Annotated in this window: 13 protein-coding genes and 2 pseudogenes; 8 read left to right on the plus strand and 7 right to left on the minus strand. The window is 28.5% G+C overall.

All coding sequences use genetic code 11. The features are described from left to right. Positions 1-28 precede the first annotated feature (28 nt). On the plus strand, positions 29-127 hold the full coding sequence (locus JG29_RS08940; RefSeq protein WP_045923494.1) for a putative holin-like toxin: 99 nt from the start codon (positions 29-31) through the stop codon (positions 125-127). Positions 128-565: 438 nt separating this feature from the next. Here the strand turns inward: JG29_RS08940 and JG29_RS08170 are convergent, their stop codons facing one another. The 5 genes from JG29_RS08170 to JG29_RS08190 form a co-directional block, all read right to left on the minus strand. After that, positions 566-1,003, minus strand: a complete 438-nt coding sequence (locus JG29_RS08170) for a hypothetical protein (RefSeq protein ID WP_045923495.1) — start codon at positions 1,001-1,003, stop codon at positions 566-568. A 20-nt stretch (positions 1,004-1,023) separates the two neighbouring features. Then, on the minus strand, positions 1,024-1,632 hold the full coding sequence (locus JG29_RS08175) for a hypothetical protein (protein ID WP_045923496.1): 609 nt from the start codon (positions 1,630-1,632) through the stop codon (positions 1,024-1,026). A gap of 521 nt (positions 1,633-2,153) precedes the next feature. Continuing rightward, positions 2,154-2,576 carry a hypothetical protein gene (locus JG29_RS08180; protein ID WP_045923497.1) on the minus strand — a complete coding sequence of 141 codons (423 nt, stop codon included), beginning with the start codon at positions 2,574-2,576 and terminating at the stop codon, positions 2,154-2,156. 1,536 nt (positions 2,577-4,112) lie between these two features. After that, positions 4,113-4,340 (minus strand): hypothetical protein, encoded by a 228-nt coding sequence (locus JG29_RS08185; RefSeq protein WP_045923498.1) that lies wholly within the window; start codon positions 4,338-4,340, stop codon positions 4,113-4,115. Positions 4,341-4,351: 11 nt separating this feature from the next. Further along, positions 4,352-5,395, minus strand: coding sequence for a ParM/StbA family protein (locus JG29_RS08190; RefSeq protein WP_045923499.1), 1,044 nt, complete (start codon positions 5,393-5,395; stop codon positions 4,352-4,354). A gap of 394 nt (positions 5,396-5,789) precedes the next feature. On the opposite strand from JG29_RS08190, the gene JG29_RS08195 reads away from it, so the two are divergent. Beyond that, positions 5,790-6,662 (plus strand): ParA family protein, encoded by an 873-nt coding sequence (locus JG29_RS08195; RefSeq protein WP_045923500.1) that lies wholly within the window; start codon positions 5,790-5,792, stop codon positions 6,660-6,662. Next, positions 6,662-7,093, plus strand: a complete 432-nt coding sequence (locus JG29_RS08200) for a hypothetical protein (RefSeq protein WP_045923501.1) — start codon at positions 6,662-6,664, stop codon at positions 7,091-7,093. Before JG29_RS08195 ends, JG29_RS08200 begins: the two co-directional genes overlap by 1 nt. A 304-nt stretch (positions 7,094-7,397) precedes the next feature. Here JG29_RS08200 and JG29_RS08205 read toward each other — a convergent pair whose 3' ends face one another. Next, positions 7,398-8,639 carry a BspA family leucine-rich repeat surface protein gene (locus JG29_RS08205; RefSeq protein ID WP_045923502.1) on the minus strand — a complete coding sequence of 414 codons (1,242 nt, stop codon included), beginning with the start codon at positions 8,637-8,639 and terminating at the stop codon, positions 7,398-7,400. A gap of 235 nt (positions 8,640-8,874) precedes the next feature. On the opposite strand from JG29_RS08205, the pseudogene JG29_RS08210 reads away from it, so the two are divergent. Together JG29_RS08210 and JG29_RS08215 are read left to right on the plus strand one after the other, a co-directional pair. Continuing rightward, positions 8,875-9,240: pseudogene (locus JG29_RS08210) on the plus strand (type II toxin-antitoxin system RelE/ParE family toxin). Next, positions 9,224-9,508 (plus strand): helix-turn-helix domain-containing protein, encoded by a 285-nt coding sequence (locus JG29_RS08215; protein ID WP_045923503.1) that lies wholly within the window; start codon positions 9,224-9,226, stop codon positions 9,506-9,508. The pseudogene JG29_RS08210 and the gene JG29_RS08215 overlap by 17 nt, the downstream one beginning before the upstream one ends. Positions 9,509-9,671: 163 nt before the next feature. Here the strand turns inward: JG29_RS08215 and JG29_RS08610 are convergent, their stop codons facing one another. Next, positions 9,672-10,919, minus strand: coding sequence for a BspA family leucine-rich repeat surface protein (locus JG29_RS08610; protein WP_052696351.1), 1,248 nt, complete (start codon positions 10,917-10,919; stop codon positions 9,672-9,674). Positions 10,920-11,262: 343 nt separating this feature from the next. Between JG29_RS08610 and JG29_RS08225 the strand changes: the two genes are divergently transcribed. The 3 genes and pseudogenes from JG29_RS08225 (at position 11,263) to JG29_RS08920 (ending at position 14,089) form a co-directional block, all read left to right on the plus strand. Further along, the gene (locus JG29_RS08225) at positions 11,263-12,552 is read left to right on the plus strand and encodes an FRG domain-containing protein (protein WP_045923504.1); all 1,290 of its coding nucleotides are present in this window, start codon (positions 11,263-11,265) and stop codon (positions 12,550-12,552) included. 40 nt (positions 12,553-12,592) lie between these two features. Beyond that, entirely contained in the window at positions 12,593-13,108 is a 516-nt protein-coding gene (locus tag JG29_RS08230; protein WP_045923505.1) for a hypothetical protein, read from the plus strand. 760 nt (positions 13,109-13,868) lie between these two features. Next, positions 13,869-14,089: pseudogene (locus JG29_RS08920) on the plus strand (type II toxin-antitoxin system YafQ family toxin). Positions 14,090-14,120: the final 31 nt, after the last annotated feature.

A 14,120-nucleotide genomic window follows, 5' to 3' on the forward strand; every position in this document is an offset into this window, starting at 1 on the left:
TTACTATTCTAAAGAAAGGAGAAGCCTCGTGTCCGTTAAGGATGCGTTGCAGCTAATGCTGGCCTTTGGTACTTTTACCATTGGGCTGATAGCTTTAGTTGTGGAACTTATTAACAAAAATAAGTGAAATTAAATAACCGCCCTAAACTTTGGCAGTTGGCGGTTATTTAATAGTAACCCTACGTCACCGTCTTAAACGGCTCTACATAGAAGGGCTGGTGATTGCAACACCGGCTCTTTTTATGTCTTTATTATAACACGATTAGCATTAATAACCCAAGCAACAGCTTTTCACTCGGGTTTTAATCCCCACTAACAATGATCTTTAAAATAATCTCAAATTTAAGCTTCATTTTGCCCAATCATTAAATTTTATTGAGTCTTGAATATAAATATACCTGAATACCTTTTAAAACTCTTAAAAAGTCGGATATTAGCTTTTAAGAAACTTTACTACTGGCGCGCTGGGGTTTGAACTAGTCATTAAACTATAAATAATATATAAAAAAGTACTCTAAACTCTAATTTATCAAGGTTTAAAGCACTTTTCTAATACATAATAATTTTATAATTTATCTGAGTCGCTACCATGCTCTAATATAGCATTTGAGCCGTTACGCAAAATATCATTAAATAAATTTTCCATATCTTGATTAGCAAATTTTACATGCTTTTTATCAGCGTACTGGCTATAAACCAATTCCAACGCCTGATATTCTTCATTGCTTATACTTGCAGGATTGATTTTTAAATCATTACAAATCAGCGCTTGCATAAACCAACGCGGGCTTTCTGCGGCTAATTGCTTAACCGTTTTATAATATATATTTAAAAGATTAACCGCAATGTTGTCTTCCACTATTTCTTCATAGCTTTTATTTAATATTTTCTTATAATGTGCTGGTGGCACTTTCGTTTCTTTATAAGAAAAAGTCATATTGGCTATTTGTTGCGCCATTTTTGCAACGGGTAATTTAATAAAATCGTCAAGATATTTCCGCATTTTTTCACCTCATTTTTTAATTATTCATCTTGCATTAAACTCAAAACTCCGTTTAAGTAATCTTTATCAAACAAACATTTATCAGGCTTTTCTAAATGAACACCAAAAAAGTTTAAAAATGTTACTATACGACTGAGCCACTGACCCATATTAGGTTGATGAACGTCAAAAACAGTTTGCACATAATCCGAAATATTAGCAGGCTCTAAATTGTTATCATAGAAACTCAGCTTAATATTTTGAAAATTATTATTATATAAAGAATCTGCTGGTTTAGCTCCTGTCGCGTCAATATCTAAATGTTCTAAAATAAAATCTTGTTTTAATAAATTTATAAGTTCTTTCACCTTTTCATCATTTGTTACGACTTGCAAGGATTGATTTTCTGTTAATCCAAAAAATCCAAAAACCGACCGGGTATCACCATCTAAATTTAAACAGTCTTTTAAATAATTAATAACTTGATCTTCAGTACTCCAATCATTAACACTCAAGGCGTTTACACACGCCGCTAAGTCTAAAAGTCCAATTTTGCGCTCCTTAGGTGCATATTTAAGAACAAAACCCCCTAAAGGCATTCTATTCGCTTTAATAGTCACTAATAGCGCCAGTTGTTTCCTGTTATTCATACTTTATACCCCATTTCTATGTTTGTGTTATAACTGCCAAAAGCTTTTTCGCTTTTTGACGCAAAGCAAGAGACTACCAAAGGGGGATGAAAGCAAGTGGTTAAGTTTCAATTTTTTGTCTACTTTTAAATTTTTCAAGGCAAAAAATTTTAACGGCACTTGCGTGAAGACTAGTACCCGTTAAAACATTTGTTTTTACGGGTACTCTTTGGTGGTGAGGGCGTATACGCCCGTTTGCGAGGCGAAAAAAGCGAAAAAGAAAAAGTTTTGCTTTTTATTTCTGAATAAATGATGAAGCATTTATTGATGACCAACTTCAGATAAATGATGTCGTTTGCCGCCTAAATATTTTTTAATAACATTTATTTTATCTGCAATATTGATGTTCAAGAAGAGCAATTTTATCTGTAATATTGATGTTCTTATCTTGATAAATAAAATCATGATGTCAGCAAAAACAAGTAACAAAAATAGCAGTCTCATTTTAAGAGACTGCTATTATTTTGATTGTTAAGTAAAACTTATTTTCTTTGTTCTGCAATTACCTTATATAAAGCTGTATTAAAAGCTGTACTAAATGTAATCCCTAACCTTTTACATTTTGTTTGAACTGCATTACTACGCTTTTTAGAAGCTAAGAAACAAATGGATGTTCGGTTAACTTTTTTTTGATAGTCAGCTTGATTAATTTTTCTATAGTAACGACCATCATTACCCTTAGAAAAATTCATATCAATAAAAGTTTGAAGAGTGTAACGGTAAATGTCTGATGCCTGGACGTTTAACCGTTTTTTGATTACACGAACATAAAAAGCGTTCTTTTGAGGAATTCTCACGGTTAATTTTTGCGAATAACCCAAATCTTTATAACTATGAGATTCTATTTTTCTTCTTTTACTCTCTTCTAAATCTTTAGCGTCTATAATAATCGGATTTTCTACCATAAAAATTTTCTCCTTAACTCTCCAAAAAGTATAATATTTCAATGTAATATCTTATAATTTATATTTAAATCGGTTTATATTAAAATTATTATATATGACAAATAAATTAAATATATGCTTTAAACTCTTATAATAAAGTATTTATCATATTACCTCATTATTAAAATATATATTACTATATGAATTAAATGTAATATACTTCAATTATAACAATAAATTTTAAATGTAATATCTATAACTTGCTATTTAGAATTACTTTTACTTAAATATTAGAATATTACAAGTAAACTAAATTATTTTGTTAATTACTATTCTAAATAATACATTTTAAAAATAAATTTATATATATAAATATTACATATCAAACTGAATGTAATATATACTAAACAGATTATTTAATATTCCAATAATTTTTATTATTTTAAATTACTAAATATTATTTTATATATATCACATAATAATTCATATGTAATATATATATATCAAAATTCAATCTATAAATGTAAGATCCAATGGTTATTATGACAGAAAACTTCCATTTATATTATAACATATTACTATAATTATATATAATATTGGTATTAAAGGGGTTATTTAAATTAACTATTATTAAATAATATATTACATATAAATACATTTATTATAGTAATTTACTATAATACCATCTAATAAATGTAATATATAATATATGATTATTTTAATCAGTTATATTTTATATAAGAGATAATACAATTTACTGACACCATAATGGAGTAGTATTAATACCAAAGCAGATAATTGTAATATGCAATTAGAGAGGCTTAAAGCCAATTTTATTTTTTTAAATTGATATTACTATTGTATAAATTAATATTGATTTTCCTTTATATAACAGCATTCTTTAAAAATATAGTTAAATAAACTAATATGACAGTATACACAATTTGTAATATTCTTTTTTTATATTAAACAGTGTTTATTTCCTTACAATCAGAGATATTTGATAATTTAATAATCGCAAGAAAATTTTTACAAAAAATACGTATATGCCTAGGCTAAACTAAAATTAAATTTAAATTATAATTGTAATATACTATTATTCAAAATGAATAATAAAATCATCTAAATAATAGATATTACCTTTTAATAATTTAATATTTATAAAACTTAGTTTAATAATATTTATTATAAAATCAATTTAGAAAAATATATATGACATCTTTTTTAGTTGTAATATTATTTTTGTTAAATACTTATCAATGCTTATTTTAGATAAATGTTGTCATATCAAGGATACATAATATCCTAAATTAGAACAATTTTTCAAAAGATAAAATATAGTGATTTTTATTACTCTAAATTCAATTATTATTATATTCAACTTTTAACGCTCTTATTTTTTTAATTAGGATATCTTCTAAACAAAATTTTTTCCCTTATTTTTTGGTAATATTTGCCTTTAAAAAAAATTTTTTAATATTATCTTATTCCTATTTATTATAGAAAGTAGTATTTTCTTTTGTTAATTTCTTACTAAAAAAACCAGCCACAGCTGGTTTAAGGTTGAAAGCCGTCGCTAGGTTTTAATTTCTTAGGGGCATTTTCAGATTGTGTTGTTGTTTTATTAGAAGGAGTAGTATTAGTCTCCAGAGCTTTGATTTTTTGATATAGAGCACTACGAATAAATTTTGCACGTGAGATTTCTGGATTATTTTGAAAAAACTCAATAATCTCTCGATCAATTATTTTTTCATCATTTAGGGTAGCTGATACTAGTAGCTTCATCTATATTCACCTCAATTTTCAGAAGTATAATTTTTACCAAATTTATAAAAGCCCAAAACATTAGCTAACTCTGGTTCTTCAACAAATTGTGCGTTATTGAAAGTTTTGAGAATTAACTTTCGATTAACTAAACTAGAACCGCCGCCAGTGAACAACAGCGTATCTATTGTTTGCTTATCATCCAAAGTTGAGTTTACTTTATTAGCTTGTAGCTTTGTAAAGGAATTTATTTTTTTATTTACCAATTCTGTAATATTAATTTGATTATTCCTAGAATAAGAATATATCCACTCTTGGTTCTTATTACCAGCCCTTAAAGTCTCGGCAATTTTATATAAACTAACTTCCCCATTCATTGAAGACGCAATGGACTGATATAGATCATTAATACCAGTATTAATCTGTTTACTACTATCTTCAATCAACCGAAAATTCAAAATAGTATCTATTAATATAGTTCCTCCTCCTATATCAACAACGCCAATTTTATCGCTCATTAGATTTTCGTTTTTGATAGTTACACCATCAGAACCTAATAACTCATTATAGAGTGTGCCAATTGGCTGTGGAACTATATAAACATTTTTAACCTTAACAGTGACTGTTTTTTGATCAATATCAATTTGGTGTTGACCGGATAAGACATCCATTAAGGTTTGTTTACGTTCCTTGTCAAAATAATCTTTGCTAGGAATTCCTGTTACTACATCAACCGTTAAAATACCTTCCTTAGCTTCAACAAAATCATTCGCTAAAAGCCCTAATGAGAAATTAGCAAGCAATTTGAATGATTCATCAGCATATCTATTCCCTCGAATGAGGGTGTCAATCATGTAATTATCCAAATGCAAAGCATCTATATCAGTACCCCAAATATATTCTGAATCAGAAAACGGCACCTGGAATCTCTGATGAGTGTTAGATTTTGCTACTCCAAAATTTTCACCAAAATTCTCAGCATCAAAAAAATGCGAAGGTAAGATGTAAGTCTTTTTACTACTTTTTAGTTTAGTCTGTTTATTACCTAAGTCTAAAGCAAATATTTCCGTATCCATTGTATATCCTCCACTATATAAAAATTATATATTATTATATATAAAATATATATTTATTTATATTATATATCATTTTTATATAATTATATATAATAAATATATTAATTTATTTCAAATAATAAATTAATATATTTTTAAAATAAAATAATACAATTAAGATATATATTTATACGTATTTTATTTATATTATTTATTTTTAAACAAATGCCTTTAGTTGATAGCAAGTAGACTTCCCTATTAAACAGACTATTAAGGACAAAATCTAGCAGCATTTTATTAGTAATAAACTGTACTATTTAATTGGTATAAGTTATACTTTAATTATAAATGTATAACTTATACTTTAATTATATGGTATAAGTTATACATTCTTGTATGAATGGAGGGGTTAATAATGACTGCAACAACATTTACTGTTGGCAATTTTAAAGGTGGAGTCGGTAAAACAAAGATAACTACAATGTTAGCTTATGATGCTGCTGTTTTAAGAAACAAAAAAACTTTAGTAATTGACTTAGATCCTCAAGCCAACGCTACAACTATTTTAGCGAGAACAGGCAATATAGCTAATATTGACTATACAATTACTGATTGCATTCTCGATCGTCACAGTAATGAAGGCGAATTAAATTTTAAAACTAATCCATTGGAATCTGACTTTCCTTTAAATAAAATTATTTATAACATAAATGATAATTTAGACCTGATAGGGTGTGACACATCTTTTAAAAATTTTTCAGATTTCATCCGAATATATTCTCACGATCAACGAAAGCAAGTTACATTCATTTCAGACTTAATAAAACCATTAAAAAATGATTACGAATATATCTTTATAGATGTTCCTCCAACTATTTCGGCTTTTTCTGATAATGCCATGGCTGCATCAGACTATAGTATTATAGCTTTTCAAACACAAGATGAATCCTTAATAGGTGTCAATAAATATATAAGTTATCAAAATTTTATGGTTGAACGTTATAATATTAGCTTGCAAGTCATAGCCATTGTTGCGTGCATGTTAGAGCCGGATGATGATTTGGATAAAACAATATATAACGAAGCCAAAAATCTATATGGTGACGTTGTTACTAAAACAGTAGTTACCTACCAAAAAAGGATAAAGAAATACTCTCGTCAAGGTATACACTTAAATAAATATAAAAATGGTAATTACGATCAATGGGATTTCAAAGCCCATAATTGCTTCAATGAGATATTAAATGAAATTGAAGCTAGAGAAAAATTTTTAAGGAGTGAACTTTAATGGCTCAAAAACGTCAGTTTAATTTTGTTTCGGAAAAAAAAGAAAAGATTGACCAATTAGTTAAAAAACCAACAAATGAACCAAAAGAAGTTAATATTAACGGAGCATATAATTTTAGTTCCGGCCAATATAAAACAAATGATCTCAATACTACTAATCCTCCAACTAGAAAAAAACAGGGAAGGCCAATTGTAGTCACTGATCCAAGATACAAAGTCTCACGCCCCAAGAAAATTGCTCCAGCATTGGAAAGTAAACTAGCATGTTTGCAAAGTTATATGACTGAATTTGCTGATGAGAATAAACGTATATCGTTTAATAAACTTGTAGATACATTAGCCGATTCTTACATTGAAACAAAACTAGGTGCTGATATAAAGAAAAGTTTAAAAGAAAAAATTGAAAAAGAGTTTCGGAACTTAAAGGTATAATCAAAAATAAAAAGTATAAGTTATACTTTTATTATAGTGTGGTTTCCTTGATAAAGTAGGATTCCAATAAATAGTATAACTTATACTTTAATGTATTTATGGTATAAGTTATATCTTAATTAACTAATATTGCTATCCTGAATTTGACTTATTTTGGAAGTATAGAGAACTTGAAATATCCTAACTGTAAAATTGATTTAATACTTTATATGGCTAAATATGAGAGTTCTGAGGCTTATATTCAAAACAAAAGGATTGAACATACAAACCCACCTAATGGTGGGCTATTTTATTTAAATGATTATTAATAATGAATATCTACGGTTTGATCTTGAGTATTGCCATCTACGATTTGCTTAGCTACTTTGGCTGGTCTTGGGCTTCCCCAATCTGGAACCGGAGCATCATATTCTTCCCAATAATCTTTTGACCATTCACCATAAGTTTTAGTTCCATCGTCATTAATGGTTACTTGCCGATGAATTGTAGCCTTTTGTGTAAAAATTACTGGTTCATCTACATTATCTATATTAGGATGGATTTTAATAGTTCTAGTAACAGTTTTATATTCAGTATAAGAATTGTTTAAAGCTTTATTTTCGATTATATATGTTACTGGCTGATCTCTTTTAACATCCTCCATTTCCTCAGAATTTTTTTTAGCACCCTTATCTGGTCCATTTAAAGCAATCCAATTATAGCCTGTTGAAACCTTTTTAATACCATTGTCATCAAATATCTGTCCGGGTTGGGGTTGAGGAAAATATTGATCAACTAAATTAGGACCTAATGTTAATTTACATATATAACCACGGATAAAAATCTCACCGATTTGTGAATTTTTTGGATTGCCAAAATTTCTCATATCTACATAGTCTAAATGGTCACCATCTCCACCAAACATCTCATCTGCATTCTCAAGCTTAGGCGTTTCAAAACTGCTAAGATCTAATTTGCGTAGTTTCGTACATTGAAAGAACATGCATTGCATGGTTGTAACATTTTTAGTATTAAAGCTTTTTAAATTAATTTTTTCTAAATTCATACAACTTGCAAACATGAAACGCATATTCGTAACTTTTGAAGTATCCCAATTGCTTAAATCTAACTCTTTGACCCCACAAGCATCAAACATATCCTCCATATCAGTTACTTGAGAAGTATCAAGATTAGGAAGTCCGACAATATTCTGAAAACTGGAAAATAAGTCAAATGAGTCTTTTGGTGCTATAACACCGGGATCAATTATCAACTTAGTATTCTCAATATCAATATGGTATTTTAGTTTATCAAATATTGATCCAGGATCAAGTTGACCGGCATGAATAGTTAATACTTCCTCGTCACCGTCTTTAACTACATCCCACTTACAAGTTCCATCAACACCTTGGTCAAGAACATTAGAATCAGCTTTAACTACTTGCGTTGTTGGTATAGCCGCCTGTGACGTGGTTGCAGCCTTAGTTGGTTGTTGCGTTAACAAGAAGCCACAAGCTAAACCTAAAAAAGCCCCAGCAATAGTTAAGCGCTTACTTATTTGGTACATTGCACTTCCTCCTTTAATATGTAATACAACTTTAGTGTAATTCTAAATGGGAAAAATTCAATACAAAAAAGCTAGTGAGCAACTTATAATTTAGCTTCAGGTCTCATTTTAATAATTACTAAATATGGCGTTACACTCTTAGTAGCAAACCAAAATCAGCTGCTGATTAAATTGAATGAACATATCTAAATGCTTAGATCTTGCTTTTTGATAGCAAATAAGCTATCATATAATTGTGAAAAAAATGGAATTTAGTTATTATGATTGGAATGAATTTAAAATTTTTTTAGATCAATTATCTGATAAAGATGCTGCTAAGTTAATTGCAACTATCTAAAATATCGAAACATATGGTCTCATTATTTCCGAGCGGCAACAATGGATTAAAAAACTTGAAAGCAATCTTTATGAAATTCGTTCTCAAAGATCATCAAATATTCAAAGAGCAATTTATTTTCAGGTTCAGGGGACTAAGTATGTAATTACTAATGCTTTTACTAAGAAATCCCAGAAAACCCCCGAAAGTGAAAGAAAGATTGCCCGTAATAGACGTAATCAATTCTTCAGACAAAAGGAGGAGCATAATGAGCAAAATGGATGAATATATTATTGAAAGAAATAAAAGTAATTCTGGTTTTGCGCAACTTGTTGAACAAGAAAATATTAACCTGGAAGCGTCAGTTAAAGTTCGTGAACTACGTGAAAATATGGGAATGAGTCAAAGAGAATTTGCAAAGTTGGTCGGTAAACCACAATCAACTATTGCCAGAATAGAAAATGGATCAATGAACGTGTCTACTAAAGTACTATCCGAAATTGCTCAAGCAACACATCGACGCTTAACAATTAATTTTATTCCTGCCTTTTAACATTCGAATTTAGATTAATAAATATCTAGCTGAGGATATTAAATTATCAAAAACTTAAAGATAGGCTTCTGTATCAGAAACATTTATAAGTTTTGAATATGAATTTTTAAAGGATTGAACGTAAAAACCCACCTAATGGTGGGCTATTTTATTTAAATGACTATTAATAATAAATATCTACGGTTTGATCTTGCGTATTTCCATCTACGATTTGCTTAGCTACTTTGGCTGGATTTGGATTTGATCCACCAAATATATCGGGAGCATTGTATTCATCCCAGTAATCTGTTGACCATTCACCATATGTTTTAGTTTCATCATCATTAATAGTTACTTGCCGATGGATTTTAGCTTCTTGCTTAAAACTTACTATTTCATTATTATAAAAATCAGATGGTAGGTGTAAATTGATAGTCCTAGTTACAGTTTTATATTCATTATAAGGATTGATTAGAGGTTTATTTTCGATTATATATGTTACTGGCTGATCTCTTTTAACATATCGCATTTCAGAAAAATCTATTTTAGTACCCTTGTCTGGTCCATTTAAAGCAGTCCAATATCCTCCTGTTACAACCTTTTTAATACCATTGTCATCAAATACTAATAGTTCAATAGGTTGTGGAAAATACTCGTTAGTTAAATTAGGCCCTACGGTTAATTTACATATAAATGAACCTTGAAACATATCATAATCATGAAATTTCGAATTACCAAAATTTCTGATATCTAAATAATACAGTGGACATTGAATAAACATTAAATATGCAGTTTCAAGCTTAGGAGTTTTAAAATTGCTAAGGTCTAAGATGTGTAAGTGATGACAATAGAAAAACATCTCTGACATGTTAGTAACATTTTCAGTATTAAAACTTTTGACATTGACTTTTTCTAATTTTTCACATTCTGAAAACATACTACTCATATCAGTAACATTAGAAGTATTCCAACCATTTAAATCTAATTCTTTTGCACCACAATCTGCAAACATTGCATTCATATTAGTTACTTGAGAAGTATTAAGATTAGAAAGGCCTACAAATTCTTTGACATTGCTAAAATCGGCAAATAAGCTACTTGAGTCTTTGGGTGCTATGACATCTGGATCGATGACTATCTTAGTAACCTCATTACTAAAATCAATACTTATTTTCCCAGCTAAATATCCAGGATCAAGTTGACCGGTATGAATAGTTAATACTACCTCGTCACCGTCTTTAACTAGATCCCACTTACAAGTTCCATCAATACCCTGGCCAATAACATTAGAATTAGCTTTAACTACTTGCGTTGTTGGTATAGCCGCCTGTGACGTGGTTGCGGCCTTAGTCGGCTGTTGTGTTAACAAGAAGCCACAAGCCAAGCTTAAAAAAGCTCCAGCGATAGTTAAGCGCTTACTTATCTGATACATTGCACTTCCTCCTTTAATATGTAATACAACTTTAGTGTAATTCTAAATTGGAAAAATTCAATACAAAAAAGGCCATGTACTCCATGTACATGACCAATAAAATCAGTAAATAATAATTTAAATATAGCATAATGCTAAAAAAGAAGCCACCTGTATTTAAATGACTTTATTAATAAAGATTTTCAAATAAAGTCAATTATGATATTGTGTCACTTTTATGGTAATCGTCAACTATAACATACTTTATAAATAAAAGTCCAGAAAAAAATTAAATTTATTGAAAATTTCCTCGTAAAAGATGCTATAATCATGTTAAGTAAATTGATAAGAAGTTAAAAATCTCTTGCATGAAGGGGAAATTATTATAAAAAGAGTTAATAGTGTTGATGAATATTTAAATGAAGTACCCAATTCTATATCCAAGTTTCCTTCAAATCGCGAGTATCTAGATGGGAGGTATATAAAAGGGAAGCTTATACAGAATATGGTTCTTTATAGAGGTCAGAACAAGAATTACGGTAGTACTAGATATTTGGCCAGTTTATTTCGTCAACAAAAAGATGAATATTCGTTAACTAGTACGTATATGAACATGCATGACCTAAGTAAACTGGATAATAACTTTTCTAGATTATCTTATATGCAACATTTCGGTTTACCTACTAGACTTTTAGATTTCACAGTCAATAAATTGGTTGCACTTTATTTTGCTTGCCAACCAGATAAAAATGGCTGTTTCGATAAAGATGACGGCATTATTGATATATGCTTTACAAATACAAAACAAAATGATGATAATTATTTTTCTCCCAATGTATATAGTTATTATGATAATAGTAATGATGATTATATGGATGATATAGTTGAATTAGATGCTACTTTAGCATTAATGACTGAAAATGATAAATCCTTTATCTACAATAAAATTCATGAGTTTGAAAAATTTGTAAGAGATTCATTTTCAAGCATTGCTAAAGACAAAAAAGATATAAATTTTGATATTAGAAAGTATTATTCTTTATTTTGTAGATCTAAGAGAAAATGTATAGAGGATAATTTAACTCATCCATTTGAGTATTATATGTCGGATGTCATTGAAGCTGATGTTTTTATACCCTCTAATACTCTTACAAAAATCTATAATTATTATAATTATAATGATTTTAAGATTGATGTAGATGCTTATGTAGATGCTTATATTGAAGAGACTAATAGAAAAGCCGTTGATATTTTTACGAATGTTAATAATGCTTATGATAAATTATATGGTTCACCAGAAATACAATCCCTTCTCATTGCTATTAATAAAGAGATGAGACTTAAAGATCCTGTAATTGATTTTGTAGCATTACTTCACCCGTTTTTTGTTAGTCCTAGTATTAATAATCCTCGAATTGAAGCTCAGGAGGGTGCTTTCCTTTTTGAACCATATGAAGAGTCAGAAAATTTTACTAAAGCTGATATTAATGAAGATATAAAAAAAAGGTTTTCCTTTGAAGAGTCTTCGATTATTATTCCAGCAAATAGAAAAGAATCAATTTTAAAAAAATTAGATGATAAATATAATATTAATAGTGATACTCTATTTCCGGACAGTGAAAATATTGCTAAGTATATTAGTAGAGGCTATTAAAATGAATTTGCTATAATTCAAATAAAGGATAGTGATAATTATGAATATGATAGAAGCTAAACAATTCGAATATGCTGTTTCATTGTTCAGAGAATACTGGGTAAGTGCTAAACACAAAGAAGACATAAATTATAAAATAATATGGAACTTAAATAATGAATTAGTTACTTTTAACACTTATAAAATAGTATATGACGACCCTGTTTTACCTGTTTTATATGAAACGAGGTACCAAAGTACATATAAGTCAGAAATTCCTGATTATTCTAATGGAAATGATGTTTTTTCCTATATTAGGCATTTTATATATGATAATTTTCTTCAAATGAATTTTTCTGACTATTGGTTGTTATATAAACATCCTGAGCACTTATTTAGATTCCTTAGTACCGACATAGATTTTAAAAGGGATTCTTCTACTAAACTTGACACATCATTCATTTATAATGTTTCTAAACTTTTTTCTGATAAAAAACTTGATTTTGTAAGAGTTCAAGATAATTTTACTGTTGACCCTGTCTCTTTAATAGAAATTCCTAAGCCTTTTAACAATTAGATTCGCATATGATTTTTCATATAAATATTGAGGATTACGTATATTCATCATATGTAAGTCCCTACTTTTTTATTAATTAAAACAAGAACTTAAAAAAATAATAAATATATGATTAATAAAAGCCCAACTTGCTAAAGAATGGGGCTTTTTTATGCGTGTATCTACACTGAGAGCAAGAATTTAAGTTTTAGATTAATTATTTTATTGCTGTTTAAAATAAATTTGGCTCAGAGTTTAAATTTAAGTATTTGTGTTGCGTAGAATGTATGAATTTATATCGACTATTTAAAAGTAGTTTTATTATTAATTTAATATCTTATACAGACAAATATAAGCAAGTTGGAATCAAGAAATAACTTCAATATAAGATGATTTATAAGTAAAGTATTTGTCTTTAATGATACCAAATGGCACCATAGCGCTGGAGGTGTCCTTTTTGAATAGTCAAGTACATTTTAGAATGAATTATGAAGAAAAAAGGAATCTGAAAAAATTCTTAGTAGAGTGGACTTAATTTCTGGAGAAGCATTCCGTATTTTTGCAAAAAAATGCATTGAAGCTGGTGGAATCCTTTTGAGGTGTCACAGCCCAATACACGCTTAAAAAAGGCTATCAAAACCAAGATTATATTGAATTTAATGATCCTAATGAAGGTCTTGATTGGTTAAATAAATAAATATGTTTACGAAGGGGGGATTAAATGTATAAATATCTTTATAAACCCGTCTTTGAGCGGAAATTTTAAAAAAATTATAAGAAAATTTTAATGGGGATCGCTATAGAAGAGAAGAATTTGAAGATGTCTATTATAAATTATTATGTAATGAAAAGTTAGAAGAATGTTATAATGATCACCCTTTGGTTAATAGAAAGCCAGAGCGTGATTTACATATTAAGCCAGACTGGCTATTAATTTACAGATATGATGGGAATCTTATTCACTTTATTGATACTGGTTCTCATTCAGATCTTTTTGAATAAGATTAACTTATAAATCATTTTTTAAATGATC

This window comes from Bombilactobacillus mellis (genome assembly GCF_000967245.1).
Taxonomy (GTDB): domain Bacteria; phylum Bacillota; class Bacilli; order Lactobacillales; family Lactobacillaceae; genus Bombilactobacillus; species Bombilactobacillus mellis.